At 43.0% G+C, this 23,989-nt stretch carries 11 protein-coding genes and 2 pseudogenes; 8 read left to right on the top strand and 5 right to left on the bottom strand.

Going from position 1 to position 23,989, the window contains the following annotated elements:
• The first annotated feature begins 263 nt into the window (after nucleotides 1-263).
• The gene (locus tag IQ276_RS09930) at nucleotides 264-2,087 is read left to right on the top strand and encodes a ShlB/FhaC/HecB family hemolysin secretion/activation protein (RefSeq protein ID WP_193925564.1); all 1,824 of its coding nucleotides are present in this window, start codon (nucleotides 264-266) and stop codon (nucleotides 2,085-2,087) included.
• A gap of 202 nt (nucleotides 2,088-2,289) precedes the next feature.
• Here the strand turns inward: IQ276_RS09930 and IQ276_RS09935 are convergent.
• Nucleotides 2,290-2,982 (bottom strand): annotated as a pseudogene (locus tag IQ276_RS09935) (YdcF family protein); the annotation flags it as partial.
• Nucleotides 2,983-3,293: 311 nt separating this feature from the next.
• Between IQ276_RS09935 and ctpB the strand changes: the two are divergent.
• From ctpB to IQ276_RS09950, 3 genes are all read left to right on the top strand, one after another.
• Nucleotides 3,294-4,637, top strand: coding sequence for a carboxyl-terminal processing protease CtpB (gene ctpB, locus IQ276_RS09940; protein WP_190875692.1), 1,344 nt, complete (start codon nucleotides 3,294-3,296; stop codon nucleotides 4,635-4,637).
• Nucleotides 4,638-5,090: 453 nt separating this feature from the next.
• Nucleotides 5,091-6,059, top strand: coding sequence for a glycosyltransferase family 2 protein (locus IQ276_RS09945; protein WP_193916476.1), 969 nt, complete (start codon nucleotides 5,091-5,093; stop codon nucleotides 6,057-6,059).
• 299 nt (nucleotides 6,060-6,358) lie between these two features.
• Nucleotides 6,359-8,344: a putative bifunctional diguanylate cyclase/phosphodiesterase gene (locus IQ276_RS09950; protein WP_193916478.1), complete on the top strand. Its 1,986-nt coding sequence runs from the start codon at nucleotides 6,359-6,361 to the stop codon at nucleotides 8,342-8,344.
• 22 nt (nucleotides 8,345-8,366) lie between these two features.
• Here the strand turns inward: IQ276_RS09950 and IQ276_RS09955 are convergent.
• Nucleotides 8,367-8,504 (bottom strand): annotated as a pseudogene (locus IQ276_RS09955) (IS5/IS1182 family transposase); the annotation flags it as partial.
• Nucleotides 8,505-8,827: 323 nt separating this feature from the next.
• Complete coding sequence (locus IQ276_RS09960; RefSeq protein ID WP_235115559.1) at nucleotides 8,828-13,222, bottom strand: Calx-beta domain-containing protein; 4,395 nt, start codon at nucleotides 13,220-13,222, stop codon at nucleotides 8,828-8,830.
• 503 nt (nucleotides 13,223-13,725) lie between these two features.
• Here IQ276_RS09960 and IQ276_RS09965 point away from each other — a divergent pair.
• Nucleotides 13,726-17,328 carry a helix-turn-helix domain-containing protein gene (locus IQ276_RS09965; protein WP_193916482.1) on the top strand — a complete coding sequence of 1,201 codons (3,603 nt, stop codon included), beginning with the start codon at nucleotides 13,726-13,728 and terminating at the stop codon, nucleotides 17,326-17,328.
• 4 nt (nucleotides 17,329-17,332) lie between these two features.
• On the opposite strand, the gene IQ276_RS09970 is transcribed toward IQ276_RS09965, so the two are convergent.
• The gene (locus IQ276_RS09970; RefSeq protein ID WP_193916484.1) at nucleotides 17,333-17,908 is read right to left on the bottom strand and encodes a Uma2 family endonuclease; all 576 of its coding nucleotides are present in this window, start codon (nucleotides 17,906-17,908) and stop codon (nucleotides 17,333-17,335) included.
• A 178-nt stretch (nucleotides 17,909-18,086) separates the two neighbouring features.
• Here IQ276_RS09970 and IQ276_RS09975 point away from each other — a divergent pair, with 178 nt between their 5' ends.
• Nucleotides 18,087-18,782 (top strand): response regulator transcription factor, encoded by a 696-nt coding sequence (locus IQ276_RS09975; RefSeq protein ID WP_193916486.1) that lies wholly within the window; start codon nucleotides 18,087-18,089, stop codon nucleotides 18,780-18,782.
• Between the two features lie 603 nt (nucleotides 18,783-19,385).
• Here IQ276_RS09975 and IQ276_RS09980 read toward each other — a convergent pair.
• A complete protein-coding gene (locus IQ276_RS09980) occupies nucleotides 19,386-19,670 on the bottom strand; it encodes an Npun_R1517 family heterocyst differentiation transcriptional regulator (protein ID WP_073643903.1) in 285 nt (94 codons plus the stop codon).
• An 894-nt stretch (nucleotides 19,671-20,564) separates the two neighbouring features.
• Here IQ276_RS09980 and IQ276_RS09985 point away from each other — a divergent pair.
• Nucleotides 20,565-20,924, top strand: a complete 360-nt coding sequence (locus tag IQ276_RS09985; RefSeq protein WP_190883286.1) for an NAD(P)H-quinone oxidoreductase subunit M — start codon at nucleotides 20,565-20,567, stop codon at nucleotides 20,922-20,924.
• Nucleotides 20,925-21,528: 604 nt separating this feature from the next.
• Nucleotides 21,529-23,754: a protein phosphatase 2C domain-containing protein gene (locus IQ276_RS09990; protein ID WP_193919034.1), complete on the top strand. Its 2,226-nt coding sequence runs from the start codon at nucleotides 21,529-21,531 to the stop codon at nucleotides 23,752-23,754.
• Nucleotides 23,755-23,989 lie beyond the last annotated feature (235 nt).

The following is a 23,989-nucleotide window of genomic DNA, read 5'->3' on the forward strand; positions in this document are numbered from 1 at the left end:
GGTAATCATTGCTGTTTATTATTTTTTAGTTACAAATTTTCTTAAATTGGAATGTCAAAAATATGATATTCAAATATTCATGCATCCATAAAAAGGGAGTGGGGAATAGGGAATGGGGAATGGGGACAAGGGGAAAGACTTGTTGCAAGTTCCTACTCAAGTCACCTTGTCCCCTCATCTCCCCCATCTCCCTCATCTCCCTCATCTCCCTCATCTCCCCCATCTCCCCACTCCCCAGTCACCGGGCACTCTAACGAAAAGAAATGACAAAAGGAACAGAAACTCGTGTTAAGCCGAAAGCAGTGACTCAGCCAAGAATTGTCTATCTCTCTCATCAGTTAGACGCTTGGCAAAGTCTGGCAAATACTAAATGGAATCAGCACAGTTTCAGTTTCAAGTGTGGCTTGTTAATTCTGCCCGTCCTCTGGATTCTAAGTGCCAACGGACTTAGAGCTACAGCCGATATTTCGACATCAAATAGTAGTTACCCAGAGTTACAAATCGTACAGGAAACAGAACCTTCGCCGGGAACTGAACCTAATCAACCACAACCAAACCCCGAATCATCGCCACCAGAACGCATTCGAGTCCGCAAAATCCAGGTTACGGATAGCACAGTTTTTAGTGAAAATGACTTGAATGCAGTTGTCAAGCCGTTTGAAGAACGAGACTTGACTTTAGAAGAAATCAGACAAGCAGCAGACGCCGTTACCCAGCTTTACCTAAATAAAGGGTATCTCAATTCCAGAGCGATTCCAGAGACTCAGCAACCTAGTAGTGCGGATGGTGTTGTGGTGATTCGGGTGATTGAGGGGCGTTTAGCAGAGATAGACATCCAAGGAACGCGGCGATTAAACCCATCTTATATTCGCAGTCGTATCGAATTAGGTGCTGGTATTCCTCTGAATATTGGTAAGTTGGAAGACCAACTAAAGCTATTGCGACTCGATCCCCTGTTTACAAATGTGGAAGCGCGTCTGCGTCCCACGGGTAAAGTTGGTCAAAGCGTTCTGGTTGTGAGAGTTGAAGAGGCAAATCCTTTAACTGGTAGCTTGGGTGTAGATAATTATTCGCCTCCCAGTATTGGTGCAGAAAGATTGGGTGTTGAACTGCGTCATCGAAATTTAACTGGGATGGGGGATGAGTTAGCAGGTTCTTATTTTCACTCGTTCACTGGTGGTTCCGATATCTTTGATTTTAGGTATCAGGTTCCTGTCAATGCTATGGATGGCAAGGTGCAAATTAGAGCTGCATTTAATCGTAACAGAATCACTGAAGCACCCTTCGATGCCTTTGGCATTCGGGCAAACCAGGATCTTTATGAAATCAATTACCGCCAACCATTGATGCGATCGCCAAGAGAAGAATTTGCCTTATCTTTAGGATTTACCTATCAAGATGGTCAAACTTTTCTCTTCGATAACCTTGCAACCCCCTTTGGTGTCGGTCCCGATGCCAATGGAGTTAGCCGTACCAGCGTAATTAAGTTTGGTCAAGATTATATCAGACGTGAACCCCAAGGTGCTTGGTTCTTGCGATCGCAATTTAGTTTTGGCATTGACATCTTAGACGCCACGATCAACAATGACCCCATACCCGACGGTCGCTTTTTCAGTTGGCTAGGTCAAATACAGCGCGTACAGCGACTCAGCAACGATCAATTATTGATTGTCCAAGCAGAGTTGCAGCTAACACCAGATAGCCTCTTACCTTCCCAGCAATTCGTCATTGGCGGCGGACAATCAGTCAGAGGATATCGCCAGAATGTCCGCTCAGGTGACAATGGATTTCGTGTGGCGATCGAAGATAGAATCACAATGCAGCGTAATGAGTCTGGATTATCGACGATTCAAGTAGCACCATTTGTTGACATGGGATCTGTGTGGAATAAGTCTAATAATCCGAATTCCCTACCCGATCAAACTTTTCTCATCGGTGCAGGCTTAGGATTATTGTGGAATGAAGCCTTTGGTATTGATAATTTAAATTTACGACTTGATTATGGATTTCCATTTATCGATTTGAGCGATCGCGGTAATAACGCTCAAGATGATGGCTTTTATTTTAGCCTACGGTATCAACCCTAATGGAAAGTGGGGAGTGAAATGAGGGGAATGAAGGAGACAGCGTAGGTAAAGCCCGCCGAACCCGAGTGCGTCTCGCTCCAGAAGGCATCGCTCCAAAAACCAAAAGTCCTTTGTCATCGCTTATTTCTCCCCCTGCACCCCCTGCCTCCCCTGCCTCCCCCCCCCCCTGCCCCCCCCCCCCCCTGCCCCCCTGCCCATCTATCCCCACTCCCCCTTGATGTTCGCACTTAAAACCTCGATTCTGCCAATCTGGCATATCTACTTGACTAAGTTTGATGATATTTGAGCATTGTGGTTCAATAATTTGACTTAAAATCGCCCAAAATAAGCTGCGGGTTAAATCTAGTCCAGTTTTGAGCCAAGATTCATGATTACCAGGAACACCCAACTCTCGAACGATTTCTGGCTCTACCCAAATACCATGAGCGCCCAAAAGAATCTGCGCCATCCATTTAGCCCTTGGTAAATGAGTCGGAGACGTAATAAGTTTTACCTTATGTACACCCCATTTACGCAGCAGAGGAATACTATAATAAAAATTTTCAAAGGTAGAATTTGCACACTTTTCTAACCAAACGTTTTCTAGGCTTGCGGATTCCCGCTGAAAAATTAACCATATACAAGGATCTGGTGAACCATGAGAAATTAAAATTGGGATTTGCGGGTATTGTTTTGCTTGCTGGACAATATATGTTTCTCGACGAATACTCCCACCAAGCACAAAGAAGGCATCCACTGGCTGCAAAGAAGCAAAAACTAAGGTTATAGTGGTAAAAATCAACCAAGCACCCAAAACAAAGCACAATCCAAGAGTTAGTTTTTGTAACAATTGCCACCGATTAACCAAACTTTTTTTAATGGAAATTAATGATTTGATAATAAATTTATGTTTCATGACTGATATCAAAAAAGCCGATTTGATGACTGTCCAAGATCACTGCAATTAAGCGATCGAAGTGCTATCTTATAAAAGTAATCTAAGGTACAAAGATGACGGCGATCGAAGTGTCACATCGTCAGTATAGCCTTCCGGAGAAGGCAAACAAACTCAGAAATGGTTATTAATAACTAATGCAGTATTTTCGGCATTATCACAATGCCAAAGGATCGAGAAAGCATAGCTGAGTTTGGGGTATAAAAACTTAAAAATTTTTAGAAAGCCTGATTGCTAAACTGTCAACAACACAATTATTCCAGCTAATATACATGAACCAATCTGCGAAAAGTTACTCGCCGCTCCAAGTAGCCTTGATTGGTGGAGCGATCGCTACGACTGCTACCATGTCTGTGTTCGGTTCTGCTTGGACTCGCGGTGTACGTGCAGCCCTAAGTCTACAAGACAGCCCAAAAGCGATAGTTGACCAAGTTTGGCAACTGGTGAATCACGAATATGTTGATGGCAAATTTAATCAACAAAACTGGCAAGCAACTAGGCAAAGCTTGTTGAGCAAAGACTATTCCACTCGTGAAGAAGCTTATGCTGCTATCCGCGAAGCTTTACAAACCTTGGGAGATCCTTACACTCGGTTCATGGACCCCAAACAGTTTGAAGCCCTGACTAGCCAAACCTCTGGAGAAGTCTCTGGTATCGGCGTCCGCATGGAAGTCAACGAAAAAACTCAACGCCTGACTGTTGTCGAAGCCATCGAGAATTCTCCGGCGCTGAAAGCTGGAATCAAAGCAGGCGATGAAATTGTGGCCATTGACGGCAAACCCACTCTCAAAATGAAAGTGGATGACGCCTCCAAACTAATTCGCGGCAAAGCCGGTACTCCCATCAGCCTACGGCTCAGACGTGCGGGGCAAAATGCCTTTGAACTGAAGCTAACGAGAGCAAATATTGAAGTACCAACAGTACGTTACACCCTCAGGCAAGAAGGAAATCGCCGCGTTGGCTACATCCGTTTGCGGGAATTTAGCGCCCACGCCGCAGAGCAAATGCAACGAGCCATCCGCGATTTGAACAGTAAGAAAGTTGATTCTTATGTGTTAGATTTGCGGGGAAATCCCGGGGGTTTGTTACAAGCCAGCATTGAAATTGCTCGGATGTGGTATAATGACGGCGGTATTGTTAAGACTGTAGACCGTGTAGGAAGCACTGAAGAAACTAAAGCCAATCGCACTGCCTTAACAAATCGTCCCTTGGCAGTATTGGTAGATGGTAATTCAGCTAGTGCTAGCGAAATCCTCACAGGCGCACTCAAGGATAATAAGCGAGCGGTAGTTGTTGGCGGTCAAACCTTTGGCAAAGCCTTAGTACAATCAGTCCATGAACTAGCGGATGGTTCCGGCCTAGCAGTCACCATTGCTCACTACTACACCCCTGCGGGAACCGATATCAACCATAAAGGGATTACGCCAGATATCAAGCTAGACTTGACAGAGGCACAAGAGCGTCAGTTGGCTTCTAATCCAGATTTAATCGGAACTAAGAGCGATCCCCAATATGCCAGAGCGATCGCTATTCTATCAGGTAACAACTTCGCCCAACCGCCAATCAATCAAACTAATCAACCCATGAGCGTCCGCGCTGGCGATTTGAAATTTTAGGATGAACAGAACTCAGAATTCTGAATTCTGAATTCTGAATTCAGCAATATTTGAGAGTCTTAATTAATGAAAGAATAAAAGCGTTTAATTATAGCGTTTCCTGGCCTGAAAAGGTACACCTGTAGGGGCACAGCAATGCCGTGCCCCTACACCTGGCGATATCATACTGTACCCCATCTGAATGGGAACCGCTATATGACGCCTTGGCAAAGCTTCTCTAGCTTTGCTTGTTGAATTCTGGCTCCTGATATCATGTCTGGCTAATTAGTTATGATTCCCGAATCTATGCACAAACCCAAAAACCCTGCCCCTCTGCCCCTCTGCTGCCTTAATGATAAGTCTTTAACCAGACATGATATGACTCCTGAATTCTGACTCCTGACTCCTGACTCCTGAATTCCGATTTGGATTGGGAATACTATTTAGTAGTTCCATCACCAAAATCTCAAATTTATGAATTATCAGCCAGTTGATGCAACCACCGCCACCAGCTTTTTGCCAATGGTATCGGTGGTTGTTCCTATTTATAACGGCGAGGCAGATTTACCAGATTTGCTCAATTGTCTGTTATCTCAAACTTACCCAAAAGATCGGGTAGAGTACTTATTGGTGGACAATAACAGTAGCGATCGCACTCTCAATTTTCTCAAAACAACTGCCGAAAATTGCCCAATTACAATTCGCCCCTTGAGCGAAAATCAAATTCAAAGCTCCTACGCTGCTCGTAACACTGGAATTCGTGCGGCTGTAAGCGAAATTATAGTTTTTACTGATGCAGATTGTCGTCCCCAACCCCAATGGCTAAATGCATTAATTCAGCCTTTTGTCAACTTGGAAGTGGTAATTGTTGCCGGGGAAATTTTGGCACTACCAGGCAAAACTTTGTTAGAACAACACGCAGACCGTGAAGAAACTCTGTCGCAAAAACACACCCTTGGCCATTCCTTTCGTCCCTATGGACAAACCGCTAACTTGGCAATTCGCCGTATCGCCTTAGAAAAAGCGGGTTTATTTCGTCCCCATCTTACCACTGGTGGCGATGCAGACATTTGCTGGCGGATTTTGGCCGAAAACATTGGGCGTTTGGAATTTGCCCCCAATGCCATCGTCCAGCACCGCCACCGCACGACACTTTTGGAACTGCAAAGTCAGTGGCGGCGTTATGGGCGTTCCAATCGCTATTTACACGAACTGCATGGTGTAGATTTAATGCGAGATATTACACTTGGTGAATGCGGATATCGTTTAGCGCGTTGGTTATTGAAAGAACTACCAAAAGATATTAGGAAGGCGATCGCGGGTCAAGCTACTCTGGTAGATTTATTAAATACTCCCATTGGTCTGTTTACAGCCAGGGCGCGTGCCGTTGGACAAACACAGGCCAAACTACCAGAAAATGCCAAGATCATTGCTCGACTGTAACAATAGTAGAAAGCTTTCCATACTAATAGGCAGCCAAGGCTCTGGTCAGTATTTGACAAAAGTTTTTGATTTAGTAAATGTATCTTAAGAGGTATTTTAAAAAATAAGTAAAGCGAATTATAGTATTGCTGACTAATATTCAACTATCAACAAAGCAAGTTCTGTTCTATTTATTTAGAATCTGTCTGCTCTTGCAACTATCCGCTGCTTCCCTGCTCAACAGGGTCTCAAGCTTAAGGAAGGCATAGAATCTGCTTATCCTTTACAGCTACCCTTCATAATTTTCCGAATTGAGCCGCATGAACGTAGACGGGTTTGGCCAACACATAGAAAAATTGCGCTCACAAGTACAGGAACTACTGCAACGCAGTGCAACTAAGCCCAACTTAGAGCAAGAAATAATAATAGAAGCTTTTGAGGAACTTCACACCACAGTGGAAGATCTATTGACAGTTTTCCAGGAGTTAGAGCTAACACGAGCGGCACTAGACAAAGAGCGCCAGCGTTACCAAGATTTGTTTGAATTTGCTCCAGACGCTTACTTGGTAACTAACACCGCAGGGACAATCCAAGAAGCTAACAATGCAGCAGCAACCTTACTTTATGTCCCCCAAAATTATCTGGTAGGTAAACCATTAATTCTCTTTATTGCTCAAGAAGACCGCCAGTTCTTTCGTTCTCAAATGAACAATTTGCAGCAGTCACTCAACTGGGAAATTAATCTAGAGCCACGGCGAGGAAAGCCATTCCCTGCCAGTATTACAGTATCTGCGGTGTACGACGAAAAAGGGAAGCAAGTCGGCTGGCGTTGGCTGCTGTGCAACATCACTGAGCGCAAACAAACTCAAGAAATGTTGCACCGAGCTTATGATGAGTTAGAAATACGGGTAGCAGAACGGACAGCAGAATTGGTAAAAGCAAATCAGAAATTGCTGACTGAAATTACAGAGCGCAAACGAGCCGAGTCACAACTGTTGCACCTTGCATTTCACGATGCACTCACCGGTCTGCCAAACCGTGCTGCATTTATTAACCGCTTAAGACATGCGATTAATTATTCCAAAAGGCATTCAAATTATGTATTTGCCGTACTGTTTATCGACCTAGATCGATTTAAGGCGATCAATGACAGTTTTGGACACCTCAAAGGAGACCAATTTCTACTTGCCATTGCAAGTAGGCTAGAAGTATGTGTACGCTCCATAGATACAGCAGCACGGCTTGGAGGAGACGAATTTACAATCCTGCTAGAGGGAATTCAAGATGTGTCAGACGCCATCAAAGTCGCTGAGCGGGTTGAACATGAACTGAGGTTACCCTTTGAGCTTGACGGACAAGAAATTTTCACAACAGCAAGTATTGGCATCGCCTTGAGTTCAACAGTAGATTATCAACAGCCAGAAGACGTGTTGAGAGATGCTGATACGGCAATGTACCGAGCTAAGATGCTGGGTAGAGCGCGTTATGAACTATTCAACTCAAATATGTATGCCAATGCCCTGGCGAAATTGCAGTTGGAGACCGATTTGCGCCGAGCAATTGAGCGCCTTGAGTTGCAGGTTTATTACCAGCCGATTGTTTCCCTGACTAGTGGCTCCATTTTAGGTTTTGAAGCTTTGTTGCGCTGGGAACATCCAGAGCGTGGTCTGCTGAATCCAGCAGATTTTATTCCCCTAGCAGAGGAAACTGGACTAATTTTCTCCATTGGCAAGTGGGTGTTACATGAAGCCTGTAGCCAAATGCAAACTTGGCGGGCGTCCTATCCTGACAACTTGCTCCAGAAAATCAGTGTCAATATCTCCCTCAAGCAATTTTCCCAGCCGGATTTAATTGAGCAGATTAGGGAAATCTTGCAATCAACTGGTTTGAATGCTGACATATTAGTGCTGGATATTACTGAGAATGTAATTTTAGAAAATGGCGATCGCGTAACTGCTGCACTCTCACAACTTCGAGAGATGGGCATTCAGTTATCAATTGATGACTTTGGTACAGGCTACTCTTCATTAGGTCGTCTTTATAACTTTCCCATTAGTCTGTTGAAAATAGACCGTTCTTTTATCAGTTCAATCAGCACTAATAGTAGAAATTTAGAAATTATTGAGATACTTGTGACATTAGCACACAAGCTGGGTGTGGATGTGCTTGCCGAAGGAATAGAGACTAAAGAGCAACTAGCACTTTTGAGAAAGTTGAACTGTGAATATGGCCAAGGCCATTTTTTCTCCGTTCCATTAAATAGTTTAAAAGCAGAGGCATTAATTATGGCAAATCCTCAGTGGTAAGAGCTGATTCGTAAACAAAAGCTTAAGCCGCCATTCGCTTTACCATTAGACGAATCAATGAGCCATAAATCATTGCTTCACTTAGCTCGGTCTACAACTCATAATCCTTACTCAAACGCCGAAATCGATTGAGCAAGTCTTATGTCCGTTCCACAATCCACATTCAGCATTGCTTAAATCACTTGGGTAAGGTTTGCGCTCTTGGTTCTCAATCGCGGGTAGACGGCTCATCGACAACAACATAACTACACTCGATTTAGCCTATAACCTGAGTCAACCCAGATTTAGTTCTCTTTAGATTTTCTTTACGAATCAGCTCTTAGGTAAAGCGAAAGATGCCATTTTTGACCTGATGGACGCAGTACTAACAAGTCCACAGGTCAACTCATCCTGTAATTATTACTTTAGCCACCCCTCCGTTAACTTGACAATATCGCCTACAGCAATGGGAGAGCGCACTGTTAGCTAACTACAAGAAACTTTTTAGAAAGGCCACCAATCAAACCCTCCACCTCCCTGCAAACCCAAAGAAGCAAGAATATTGAGGACTTCAGACTCAGATGTTCCGATAGAAAAAAGCGCATTAACTACATTCTGTACAGTACTACTTTGAATACCATTCCAAATAGCACTAGCCACATCAAACCTAGTACTATTTTGAATGCCATTCCAGAGTGCGCCAGCAATCGTATTAAAGTTTTGGCTGACTTCTTTATAAACAGCGTCGGCAATCGTCACAAAATTTTGAGTGACTTCATTGTAAAGAGCTTTCGCTATATCAACTGCGGTACTGCTGGGAATGCTCCAGAGTGCATCAGCAACATTCAATACCGTACTGCTTGAAATGCTCCAGAGTGCGTCGGCAATCGTATTAAAGTTTTGGCTGACTTCTTTATAAACAGCGTCGGCAATCGTCACAAAATTTTGAGTGACTTCATTGTAAAGAGCTTTCGCTATATCAACTGCGGTACTGCTGGGAATGCTCCAGAGTGCATCAGCAACATTCAATACCGTACTGCTTGAAATACTCCAGAGTGCGTCGGCAATCGTATTAAAGTTTTGGCTGACTTCTTTATAAACAGCGTCGGCAATCGTCACAAAATTTTGAGTGACTTCATTGTAAAGAGCTTTCGCTATATCAACTGCGGTACTGCTGGGAATGCTCCAGAGTGCATCAGCAACATTCAATACCGTACTGCTTGAAATGCTCCAGAGTGCGTCGGCAATCGTATTAAAGTTTTGGCTGACTTCTTTATAAACAGCGTCGGCAATCGTCACAAAATTTTGAGTGACTTCATTGTAAAGAGCTTTCGCTATATCAACTGCGGTACTGCTGGGAATGCTCCAGAGTGCATCAGCAACATTCAATACCGTACTGCTTGAAATGCTCCAGAGTGCGTCGGCAATCGTATTAAAGTTTTGGCTGACTTCTTTATAAACAGCGTCGGCAATCGTCACAAAATTTTGAGTGACTTCATTGTAAAGAGCTTTCGCTATATCAACTGCGGTACTGCTGGGAATGCTCCAGAGTGCATCAGCAACATTCAATACCGTACTGCTTGAAATGCTCCAGAGTGCGTCGGCAATCGTATTAAAGTTTTGGCTGACTTCTTTATAAACAGCGTCGGCAATCGTCACAAAATTTTGAGTGACTTCATTGTAAAGAGCTTTCGCTATATCAACTGCGGTACTGCTGGGAATGCTCCAGAGTGCATCAGCAACATTCAATACCGTACTGCTTGAAATGCTCCAGAGTGCGTCGGCAATCGTATTAAAGTTTTGGCTGACTTCTTTATAAACAGCGTCGGCAATCGTCACAAAATTTTGAGTGACTTCATTGTAAAGAGCTTTCGCTATATCAACTGCGGTACTGCTGGGAATGCTCCAGAGTGCATCAGCAACATTCAATACCGTACTGCTTGAAATGCTCCAGAGTGCGTCGGCAATCGTATTAAAGTTTTGGCTGACTTCTTTATAAAGAGCGTCGGCAATATTCCCTAATCCAGCACTGAGTTCGTTTTTTAAAACTTTAGCAACATCAATTATCCCCATGTCAAATTCTTGGAACAGGAGCTTAGCTACGTCAGCTAATCCAACATTAAGCTTGGTAAATAAAGTCTTAACTGTAAACACTCCCCAATCAAAAGAATCCCACGTTTGAACTCCGTTCAAATCACCACTATTTACGAGATCAGAAATAATTTGTGGGTTTTCAAGGACTTTTTTGGCAAGTGTTAAAGCAAAATTTACTGGATTATCAGTGGTCAAGAGTTCAATTGCAGGTGCCAACAAAGTACCCAGAAGCTCTCTAGAAGCTTCAACTGTCGCTCTAGTGCTTAAGAGTGTAGGAATTTGTCCTTGAGACAAAATCGCTAAAGCAATATTCGCAGTTATCCAATCTTCCGTCGGCTTAGACCAATAGCTAAATGAAGGACTAGAGAGGTAATCTTTACTAATGAAATTACTAGTTAGAGTAACTCCATTTCTCCGTGGAATATCTGGCAGATTTGGATCATTTGGTGTTAGATGATTAGAAAGATAAAATTTTTCGCTGCCTGCTGTATTATGTTTATCACCAAAAGGAAAGAAACTCTCTACACCTGTTGTGTTCCACTGAACCAATTGATAGTCACCGGGTAAATACGCCTGTCCTGCCAAGCTAACTAAATCATTGTTAACAATATAATGTGTAACTTTTTCAACGTTTTTTGCGTTAAAATTTGTTAGGGAGGCCACTGAAATTCCTGGTGAATTCAATGTCACAACCGAACCAAATTTATAGCCTTTACCAGTGAAGTATGCAACCGCTTGCTGAGCATTAGCTCCTCCTAAGCTATATCCAGTAATATCAACACGCTGATTAATTCCATTGTCTTTCAAAAACTTATTAGCAGCATTAATGAATTCCTGAATTTTAGCAATATTGTTTGAAAATTGATTTTTCCCTATCCCGGCAGCATTAAGATCATCTAAGATATCCTTCCCCAATCTCTCGTCAGGATTCGTTCCATTAAATACTAAAACAGGCGGGGCACCTGACTCTGATATAAAACCTGCGGCTTGAAACCCGCTAATTGAATCATCTATATAATCAAATAGTCTATATATTTGTCCTGACGGAGTTTTAATGCCTTCGTTTCCTGAGGTGCGGGGATCAACATCAAGAGTTTTGTACTTGCCAATTGTTTCCTTAAAGATTATACGATTTAGAAATTCATAATCTGCGTGACTTCCTTGAATTTCAAGATATGGTTTGATAGTGATAGTAGCACTAGTACTTGCACCTAACACATAGCTATTATTCGTGGTCAAGTTGATGATAACTGATTCTGTTATTTCAAAAACTGTGTCATTGATTGGCGTAACATTGACATTGGCTGTAGCTGAACCCGCCGCAAAGGTAACTGTTCCACCCAAATTGCTATAGTCTGTTCCTTTAGTAGCTGTACCACTGAGGGTATAGTTCACGGTTAAAGCAGCTGCTGTATTGCCGGTGCGTGTGAGGGTAAAGCGTCCAGGATTGGCTGTTTGTCCTGTGGTGGTTTCTGCTGCACTTGCATCCGTCGCGGCTACCGTAATCGTGGGTAGATCATTATCGCTCAGGGTAACGGTACTCGATTTCGCTGTTCCTAAGTTGTAACCTGTTCCTGTTGCCAGAGTCAGAATAACGGTTTCATTCAGTTCTACTGCTGTGTCATTGATTGGCGTAACATTGACATTGGCTGTAGCTGAACCCGCCGCAAAGGTAACTGTTCCACCCAAATTGCTATAGTCTGTTCCTTTAGTAGCTGTACCACTGAGGGTATAGTTCACGATTAAAGCGGCTGCTGTATTGCCGGTGCGTGTCAGGGTGAAGGTTCCGGGGTTGGGAGTTACACCCGTAGCGGTTTCTCCAGCACTTGCATCGGTAGCGGCAATGGTAATAACGGGAGTTTCATTATCAGCAATGGTGACGATGGCAGTGGTTGTTGTTCCCAGGGTATAACCTGTGCCTGTTTTTAAGGTGAGAATGGCGGTTTCACTATTCTCAGCAAGGGTGTCATCGGTTGGAGTAACTTTTATAGTGGCAGTGTTGGCTCCTGCTGCAAAGCTGACGGTGCCAGTTAAGTTGCTGTAGTCTGTGCCCTTGGTAGCGGTTCCTGACAAGGTGTAATTAACGGTTAAGGCTGTGGCTAAATTGCCTGTGCGAGTCAGGGTGAAGGTTCCGGGGTTGGGAGTTATACCTGTAGCGGTTTCGGCTGCATTGGCATCGGTGGCTGCAATGGTAATAACGGGAGTTTCAGCAATGGTGGCGTTTGCACGGAGGTTCGGTGCTTGACTCAGGCTATTCGACTGTTCAACCGCGATCGCTTTACCATCAATAGTAATGAAGCCACGATCATCCTCTGAATTAATCAGCAGCTTCTCTGCATTACTTAGAGGAAGTCCCATCACAGTTGCGGCGAATAATTCTCCCTCATCTCCAGCAGTATCACTCCCTGGATTAATAAGGGTATCGACAAAGTGTCCGATTTCTTCTAATAAGACACCAGTAATACTTCCCGTCAGGGTATCAGGATTGCTTGAACCTTGGGAAAGATAGTTTGAAGACAAATAAATTGTGCGAGTCACTTCTGAAAATGCGCCATTTGCACCATTCATGGAATTACTCAGCAGCACCTGAATAGTCGGTAATTGGCTGAAATCACCCATTCCCCAACTAGAAGATAATGCTTGCAGTCTGCTTAAATCTCTAGTTCCACCAAAGATTCCCGCCATTTTAGGCATAAAATCGTCACTTTTCGAGGCAGCGATGAGATTGCCGTAAGCATTTTGTAGAGATACTTCAAGATTATTCGCAATTTCTGTGCCAAAATCGGACTCGTTTCCATTAAACATAAGGTTAAAAAATTTCTCTAAGTTGACTAAAGAAAACCCACCTGAATACTTGAGTAATCGGTAAGTCCTGTGAGCGTTTAATTATTGTGCAGACTTCTTTTTCAGGCACTTTCAAATAAAAAATAGTGATACCAATTCTGTATGAAGATCCATAGAAAGAACCCCACTGCCTGCGGCACTTTCCCTTAGCAAGGGGAGGTTAGGAGGGGTCAAAATAATGTGCAGCTTCATAGAGAATTGGTATCAACTAGTTCTTGTGGGGTGGGCGTCTCGCCCGCCCCTAGCCAAAGGCGGACAAGATGTCCACCCCACAAAATTGGATCATTTATTTGTTGGAAATCCCTAAAACTGCTTTTCTAAATACTCTACAGCCTTGTATCAACTTTGTAGGTCGGAAAAGGTCGGGAAAAAGTCGGGTTTTTTTGGTAGATTTACGTAAATTTTTGCGAAAAATCCAGTTTGGCGTGGGAATATTGTAGTTAACCTGTATTACTACCGAATAAATGACGGTTGATGAAGCGATCGCACTCGTTGAGCAATTATTGAAACGAGGACGCTTAACAAAGGCGCAACAGCTTGTATTTCGCCACACCTGGGAAGGAAAAACTTACCTAGAAATGGCGCGAGAAGTCACATATGACCCCGGACACATCAAGGACGTTGGTTCGCAACTATGGCGATCGCTTTCTCAAGCTTTAGGTGAAAAAGTTACTAAGAATAATCTCCACGGTGTCCTGAAGCGAGTCGCACACCATCAAAATCGTGCAAACACCTCCCCAACCTTCACACCTCACATCGACTGGGGAGAGGCGATCGATGTTTCCCGCTTCTATGGACGTAGCACTGAATTAGAAACCTTGAGTAAATGGATTGTGGGCGATTCGCCTAAAGGCGACAGCTACGCTTCACGCTGTCGCCTGATAACTTTACTTGGGATGGGCGGTATTGGTAAAACCACCCTTGCAGTTAAGGTTGCAGAAGATAACCAACATACGTTTGAATATATTTTTTGGCGTTCTCTACGCAATGCACCGCCTATACAAAATATATTGTTAGACCTAGTTAAATTTTTATCTAATCAGCAGGAAATAAATTTACTCGACACTAACGAAGCACAACTAGCTTTGTTAATGAAATATTTAACTCTATCACGGTGTTTAATTATCTTAGATAACGTTGAAACAGTTCTCGTTAGTGGTGTAAGTGCCGGAAATTACCGAGAAGGATATGAAAATTATGGACAACTATTTCGGTACATTGCTGAATTACCCCATCAAAGCTGTTTATTACTAACTAGCCGCGAGAAACCGAAAGGTTTAGGATTTAAAGAAGGGGAAAATTTACCCATTCGTTGTCTTAAAGTTACAGGGTTAAGCAACTTGGAAATACACGAAATTTTTCAAGACAAAGGTTTTTCTGCTTCCCCACAACAAGAGGAATTATTAACCGCACGTTATAACGGTAATCCCTTAGCTTTAAAGATAGTTGCCAATACAACTCAAGACTTATTTGCTGGAAATATTTTACAATTCCTAGAGTGTGATACCTCTGTTTTTGGTGATATTTGGGAACTTTTAGACCAACAGTGTAAACGCTTATCTCCTCTAGAAAAACAGGTGATGTGCTGGTTAGCAATTAATCGAGAAGCAGTTTCTCTAGCTGAATTACAACAGGATATTGTACCACATATATCGATCCGAGAACTTATTGAATCACTAGAGTCTTTAAAAGCAAGGTCACTAATTGAAACAAGTCATCATGTTGCTAACCACAGCGTCAACTTTACCCAGCAACCTGTTGTCATGGAATACATCACAGAAAAGTTAGGTATTGCTGTATTTAATGAAATTATCATAGATGTCATTTCAATTTTTAACTCTTACGCCCTGATTAAAGCTACTGCCAAAGACTATATTCGAGACTCTCAAATTTGCTTATTATTAAAACCATTAATTAATAAATTAATAGCACATTATGGCAATAAAAATAGACTAGAAGCTCATATTTATAAACTTATTAATAAAATCCAAATCTCTTACCCAATTCAACCCGGATATGCCGCCGGAAATCTGATTAATATACTCTGCCATACTGGAGTCAATTTAAAAAATGCAGATTTTTCAAACCTCGCCGTTTGGCAAGCATATCTGAAAAATATTACTTTAAATCACATTAACTTCCAAAATGCGGATTTATCGAAGTCAGTTTTTACCGAAACTTTTGGCAGTATTTTGGCAGTGGCATTTAGTCCCAATGGAAAAGTTTTAGCCACTGGTGGCGTTGCAGGTGAAGTTCAATTATGGCAAGTAGCTGACGGAAAACTACTTTCGAGATGGAATGCACATACCCGTTGGATTCTTTCACTGGCTTTTAGTCCCAATGGTCAAATGTTAGCTACCGGTAGTGATGATAAAAGCCTAAAGCTATGGGATGCCAAAACGGGTATTTGCTTAGAAACATTTCAAGGGCATACAAGTTGGGTATATGATATTGTCTTCAGTCCGGATAGCCAATCACTTGCAAGCATTGGTGATGAATGCAGTATTAAATTATGGGATATCCGCAAAGGCAAACTATTAAGGACTTTTACAGGACACAGCACCCAACCCCATTCAATCACCTTCAGTCCTGACGGTCAAATGCTAGCTAGTAGTGCAAATGAAGGCGCTATTAGGTTGTGGAATGTGCATACAGGTGACTTACTGAAAACTTTCCCAGGACAAAGCAATTTTGTACAGGCTGTTGCCTTTAGTCCTGATGAGAAAACTCTTGCGAGTGTCGGCGATGACTATATTATCCAGTTATGGAACGCAATCACCGGCGAACTACTCAATACCTTCCAGGGACATGTTTGTTTTGTGCAATCAATCGCCTTTAGCCCTGACGGTAAAACCCTTGCTAGTGCTAGTCATGACAAAACCGTAAAGTTGTGGGATGTGGCTGCGGGTATCTGTAACCAAACATTGGAATTGCATACTAGTCCAGTTTTGTCAATAGCATTTAGTCCTAATGGGGAAATAATTGCTACCAGCAGTGAAGACCATACTCTTAAGCTATGGGATACTGTGACGGGGCAATGTATAAGAACTTTCAAAGGATACACCAATGGATTTCGATTAATTGCCTTTAATCCCGACGGAAAAACCTTGGTAAGCGGCAGCGGTGACTCTGAGGTGCGATTGTGGGATGTCGAGGGAGGTATATGTCTCCAAACCTTGTCGGGACATACTGCCCCAGTTGTATCGGTTGCCTTTAGTCCGAACGGCAAGACTTTAGCAAGTGGCTGTACCCTAGTTAAATTATGGGACGCTAGCACGGGTAAATGCCTGAAGACTTTGCACGGACATAGTAATTGGGTTTGGTCAGTGAATTTTAGTCCTGATGGCAAAACTTTATTGACTGGTAGCGCCGATCGAACTCTGAAATTGTGGGATGTGCAAACAGGTCAATGTTTAAAGACATTACAGGCTCATACTAGCTGGGTTTGGTCTAGTGTTTTTAGTCCTGATGGTCAAACTCTGGCAAGTGCCAGCGGAGACTATACTGCGAAAGTGTGGGATGCTAATACAGGTGTATGCTTGATAACACTCGAAGGGCATAACAATAGTGTATTGTCCATCGCCTTCAGTCCTGATGGTAAAATTGCAGCTACCGCCAGCGATGACCGCACGATCAAGTTCTGGGACTTAACGAGAGATAATAGCGATTGCCTACCACCCGGTAAATGTATCAAAACCCTAGAAGGCCATAGCAGTGGTGTTTATTTTGTGACATTTAGCCCCGATGGTTCCCTACTTGCCACAGCCAGTGATGACCAAACAGTGCGGATATGGGACGTAAATACAGGAGAATGTCTAAAAATTTTAACAGGACATACAAATCGGGTGTGGTCAGTGAAGTTTAGTCCCGACGGTGAGATACTTGGGAGTGCAAGCCACGACGAAACGATTAAACTGTGGAATGTCAGAACTGGTGAATGCTGCAAAACACTTCAAGCACCACGACCCTACGAAGGAATGAATATTGCCAAAGTGCGAGGGTTAACCGATGCACAGAAAGCTTCGTTAAGGCTACTAGGCGCAGTTGAAATTGAATCAGAGACTTAAGTTATCAAAGAATCCCTTGCAAATTCAAGATAAAGCCTGGTAGTACATCCTCCCCTGATAACTGATTTGGGGAAATTAGCACTTCCTTTTCTTTTCCTTGGCGATAAATCTCTACTTGCTTTGCTTTAGGGTCAATCAGCCACCCCAAGCGCGTACCATTCTCCATATATTCTTGCATTTTGTCTTGGAGAGACTTGAGCGTGTCAGAATCAGACCGCAGTTCTACTACAAAGTCGGGACAAATGGGAGGAAAAGTCTTTCTTTCTTCAGGAGCTAGTGCTTCCCACCGCTCTAAAGGAATCCAAGCCGCATCAGGCGATCGCAAAGCTCCATTGGGAAGCTGAAACATAGTTGAAGAGTCAAAAGCTTCTCCAGTTTCGTCTTCATCCGTCCAAGTTCCCAAACGTTGGGTTAACCTGCGGTTTCGACTACCAGTTTCTCCACCAGTCGGCGCCATGACAACTAATTCTCCTAATGCAGTGCGTTCCAGTTTAGCATCAGGGTTGACTCGACATAGTTGATAAAACTGCTCAGCAGTGAGATTGATTACTGGTTCTAAGTTCAGGGTAATGGCAGTCATAGCTTCTCCCATCTTCATAATCACATAATAACTGGAGAGAGGATGAGGGGGCAGGGGAGGCAGGGGGAGAATAACTTTTACTCTTAACTCTTAACTCCTAACTCCTAACTCCAAACTCCCGTTCAATGCCTGTCAAGTTTCGCTAAATTGGAAAAAGGTAAATTTAAGGATATTTTCAATGTCAGCACAATTGTTACTGGTGGATGATGAACCAGGCATACGGGAAGCCGTGAAAGATTATTTGCAAGAGAGCGGTTTCAGCGTTCAAATCGCCAGTAACGCCGTTGAGGGTTGGGAATTGATGCAGGTGAATACACCCGATCTAGTGATTTCCGATGTGATGATGCCCCAGGTGGATGGCTATCAGTTCCTGAAGCAACTGCGAGAAGATCCTCGTTTCCAAGCACTCCCCGTAGTATTTTTAACTGCTAAGGGGATGACAGGCGATCGCATCCAAGGCTATCAAGCTGGTGTTGATGCTTATCTACCCAAACCCTTCGATCCAGATGAGTTAGTCGCCATAGTCGAAAATTTGCTAGCCCGCCGCAACGCCAAAGCTGCAACTACGGGAGATGACACTGAAACCCCTGATATTGCTGAACTTGCCAATCAAATTGCCCAAATCAAGGCGTTATTAACTCAAAGAAATGCCATTTCCCAATCGCCAGCCCCTTTCAAAATTGATTTGACCCCCAGAGAACAAAGTGTTTTAAACTTAGTCGCCCAAGGGTTGATGAACAAAGAAATCGCCCGTCGTTTGGAAACCAGCGTCCGCAACGTAGAAAAATACGTCAGCCGTTTGTTTAGTAAAACCGGCACCAATAGCCGTACAGAGTTAGTTCGTTTTGCTCTAGAACACGGTCTTGCTAAATAGGGAATGGGGAATGGGGAATGGGGAATGGGTAAGAGGTGTGGGAGGAAGGGGAGGAAGCATAAATTCTCTTTCCCCCCACACTCCCCACACTCCCTCATCCCCCTCATCTCCCCACTCCCCACTCCCCTCCTCACAGCGTAATTGGTAATTGGCTGCTAAACCACAACCGATTACCAGTAATAGATAAAACATAAGTATTTCAGCAAACCAGGCACTTAGCTAAAGTAAAAAGCTAAAAGAAAGGCTATTTATTTTTACTTTGGTCTTTTAGGTTTTCATTTGACTTGCACCTATTGTCTAACGCCCCATCTGTAAAGACACAGGGTTTTATTTTTCCCCAATGTTTTGATGTTAACTCGGTAAAATGCACCCGGCTGAATTTGCTTTGAGATTCTACCAGTAACCTTTGCTACAAAGTTTTTAATTAAGGAAACTGTTCCTGGGACTTTGTGCTGCTAAATAAGACTTTCACAAAGCAGAAATCAAAATATTTTATGAAATCTACTGACTGCTTAGTTTTTATTGCAACTAGTGTATATGGGGTATGAGATCGCTATTTGATTTGATACCTAATTCACGATTTTTGCTACTTAAATTACACCTTTAAATTTGGGGATTTTCAGCAGCATTACGCAAGCGCATTAGCTGCCGTCGCATTTGAGGTGAGGCTTTGAACTCTGATATTTCCTGGGCTTTAACGGACGCTTGTAGCGTCTCTAGAAAATCGTCAGAACCCTCGGTCAAAGCATCGAGTAGCACCTGTAAGAGTTGCTCGCGATCGCCCAATAGACTCTTTTCCTCAATCAACCTAAATTTGAGATGTATTTCGCACTCATAAACACCTACTTCGAGATTATTGATTTGGCGTGGTAATGCTTTGGAGTTCATAGCTATTGAGATTCCTTTACTTGGTAGTCATGAGGGTAAGGAGGTAGATGTCCAGCAAAAGTTCTTTATATCTTTTTTGAATCCAAAGTGCTTGAATTAAGAATTTTTCTTCATCAAACACCAATGTATTCCATTTCACTCTCCTGTGTTTTATTTTCAAGCTCAATTTTCACTGTCTAGATTTTGCTCTCACTGTGCCAGATGTAGCTTATGGTAAGCCATAACTATTATTCAGTTTTTAAGATTCTACACAATAAAGTTTCTGTAAGAAGTTGTGCGAGCTTTTTAAAGCTTTTTACATCAACTTTATGTTAACGTCAATAACAGTTTGACTTGTTACTCTATTTTTGGTGTTATTACGTAAGTAAAACCGCTTGATTTTTTTCCTTTTCTTAATGCCAGAGGTCGATGTAGCCCTATTCCGTAAAATTACTAGATGTACGTTTTTTTCAAGAGCAAATTTAGGAGAAATTGATCGACATAGTTATTAAGGTAAAAATTTTTGTTTTCGATCAAAAATGTACACAGATCAAATTATTCCAGTCCAAGACCTCATCCTACTGTCTTCTAGACTTAATAATAAGTACAAAAAGCTTAGCAATAGGCAAGATTAGCATACCACTGAGACTAGTTTGTGTCCCCCTAAATGAAAATACTCTACCCAATAATTCTGGTGTGAAAATCATGAGGCTACTGTCAGTACTACCAACTAATTGCGACTTCCACTACTAGCACAAGTAAAAGCAATAATCAGTACAGGCAATATTTTTACTTATGTCCATTAAATATACTCTTTTGAAACTGCCCTCAAAGCTTGTAAATTAAGAGCATTTAACCTCGAATATAAGGTTTACAATAATTTCAGTGTAATCCACCCAAATCTTACACCCTTTTATGGATAACCCGACGCTGCTCAAGTCCACAACCCGGCATATCCGCATTTTTGCGGCTGAAATTGACCAAGATGGCGAACTTCTTCCAAGCGATCAAGTTTTAACGTTAGATATCGACCCAGACAACGAATTCAACTGGAATGAAGATGCGCTCCAAAAAGTTTATCGAAAATTTGATGAACTAGTGGAAGCTTCTAGTGGCGCAGACCTGACAGACTATAATTTACGCCGCGTAGGGTCAGATTTAGAGCATTATGTGCGATCGCTCCTGCAACTCGGCGAAATCAGCTACAATCTCTCTGCGCGTGTTACCAACTACAGCATGGGAATCCCCCAAGTTGCAATTGACGACAATCAATAAGACGAGTTAAACCTATCTAGGGAGTAGGGAGTGGGGAGTGGGGAGATGAGGGGGAGAGGGGGATGAGGGAGTGTGGGGAGATTATGATAAAAAAGCTTCCCACCCTTCCCATTCCTCCCACACTTCCAATTCCCCATTCCCCATTCCCCATTCCCCATTCCCTACTCCCTATTCCCTACTCCCTAGCCACGCAAATTAAGTTCAAAAATAAAAGCCGATCGCTATATCTTAATTCTTAATTAAAGTTAATTATTGCTATCTTACTTATAAACTAGATAAATACCAATATTATCTGCCTATTGAACATGGAGTAATTCAGCAAAAGCAAATAGCACAGTTATGCTTGAGTTATGCTTTGGTGACAGGGTTGGAGTTGGTTGCTTTATTGATGGAGAGTCACAGAGCAATAGAAGCTATGATGGGGCTGTAGGTTAACTTGGGAGCCTATTCTTTAAATAAGTTAAGTATTAGCACCTGCTGATAACCGCCAGCTAAAATCATCATCTAAAATCTGGAGATGTCAAGTTTAAGAAAGATGAGCGGTCTAGATTGTCCCTACTAATGCTGTTAAAGAAATTGCCAATCGCTGATCGGTGGGAAAACTATGGAAAATGACGCGGCAACGCTCCAGTGTCCACACGAAAATTGTCAGGCTGCCAATCCCCTGACTCATAAGTTTTGCCAGCGATGTTCCACGCCCTTACCCAAAAATTATCTCTGGGCTGTGGTGGATGGCCAGAGTTTGGGTAGCCCTGGAAAAATATTAGCCGATCGCTATTTAATTGCTGATAAATTTCTTCTATTAGATACGAAGCCTGGTTTATTAACCCTAACACCAGAGTTAGAGAATTTACAGATCCCCAGAGCTTACCTAAGACTCATTCCCTACCGCTTACACGTACCGCAGGTATATGGAGTCCTTCCCCTAACTAACGACTCACCCCAGCAGGAAATATTACTTTTAGAAAAACCACCAATCATGGTGGATGACACAACCCAACAAGTGCATCTCGGCAGCGAATTAACCACTGCTTGGCATGATGCGACATCCATGCGCCAACTCAATTGGTTGTGGCAGATAGCTCATTTGTGGCAACCTCTGGCCAGTGAAGGTGTCGTCTCTAGCTTGCTTGACTCATCTGTTTTACGGGTAGAAGGCTCCCTAGTCCGTTTGTTGGAATTGCGCTTCGACGACACTACACCACCAGAATTGCCTCAATTAGGGGAATTCTGGCGGCAATTGATCGATAACGCCAAACCAGCAATAGTGGAATTTGTCGATCGCGTTAGTCTTTCTCTGACTCAGGGCGAAATTCACTCATCCGAACAATTAATTACAGTTTTAGATCGCGGACTGGCACAATTGGGGCGATCGCAAACACCCACAATCAAAATTATCACTAAAACCGATACTGGGCCTAGTCGCCAACGTAACGAAGACGCCTGTAGCCCACCCACTGGCACTCTAGTGAGCAAACCACCCCAGCCCACAGCCTTAGCAATTGTCTGTGATGGCATCGGCGGACACGAAGGCGGCAATGTCGCATCAAATTTAGCCATTGAAACAATCCAACAACAGGTACAGCAACTCACCAAAGTTCCCTACGACCACATAGACCCCTCACTTTTGCTGAATGACTTAGAAAAAGCAGTAGCAATGGCTAATGACAAAATTAGTCAGCGCAATGACGGTGAAAATCGCCAAGGGCGTCAGCGTATGGGCACAACTTTAGTCATGGCGTTGCCTGTAGCTCACGAAATGTACATTACCCACGTCGGTGATAGTCGTGCCTACTGGATTACACGCCAAGGCTGTTATCAAGTGACCCTTGATGATGATGTCGCTTCCCGCGAAGTACGGTTGGGCTATGCCATTTACCGCGAGGCTGTGCAACAAAGTGCTGCCGGCTCCCTCGTCCAAGCTTTGGGGATGGGTCCTAGCACTTCATTGCATCCTACATCTGCACGGTTTATGCTCGATGAAGATGCAATTTTTCTACTCACATCCGATGGTTTAAGTGATTTCGATCGCGTAGAGGAATACTGGGAAACAGAAATCTTACCAATTTTGCTTGGGGAAACAAATATCGTAAATGTTGCAGATAGATTAATAGAAATCGCTAACACGAAGAATGGACACGATAATGTCACCGTCGCTTTAGTACACTATCAAGTCCAATACTGGGAACCTGAAATCACCATCAAAGCAGTCATTCCAGAAAGTTACTCTGCAAAAACTGTTGATTTGGCATCCAGAGGGGCAGATGCATCAGTTTTAAGCAGCCCAAACCAAAAAACTCAGGTCATTGAGGAAACTCAACCTACCAAAACTCGCCAATTACCTCTACAGTGGATAGTTCCGTTAATATTGGTCATAATCGCTGGTTCTCTGGGATTGTTCGTCAAGCAATTGCAATCAAAATCCGGCCAGTCTGAAGTTGCGTCCACTCCCACACCAACTCAAAGCCCTACTGTTGCAGCCACACAGCCACCCCGAACCCTTGCTAACCTTTCTCCTGGCTGGGTTATTCAAACCACCAAGGAAATTCGTTTAGAAGACAACCCACCCCTTGCTGCTAAAAGTTTTTTACAAGTTATCAACACCGAACCAAATCCCAAACCTACATCTGAAGATTTTTCAGTTCGGATGCGAGTCTGTACCAATAAACCTACGCCAACTCCAGCACCATCCCCAGCAAAACCAATATCGATTAAATTTCAACAACTGAAGAGTTTTGGAGTCTCTGTTTTGCAACCAGGCGCAGCAAATCCATGTAAACCCCTCACCCAGCCACCAGCTACTCAACCAGCTGATACCAGTCCAACTTAGACAAATACTCGATAAACTAGTAAAAACCTGGAATAATAACAGGTAACAACCAGACTAAAAAACTGACAGGGTAAAAAAGTAAAAATTTGTTACCTTGGAGAATTGTTATGAATAAAGAATTCAGGAGTCAGCCGTCAGAATTCAGCATGAATTATTTACGACTGGCTGATGAATAAACGGTGAAACACCACACCAAATCTATGACTTGGTGCAAAACAATCAGTCGTGGGTTCCA

Origin of the sequence: Desmonostoc muscorum LEGE 12446, assembly GCF_015207005.2 — a bacterium.
Taxonomy (GTDB): Bacteria; Cyanobacteriota; Cyanobacteriia; order Cyanobacteriales; family Nostocaceae; genus Nostoc; species Nostoc muscorum.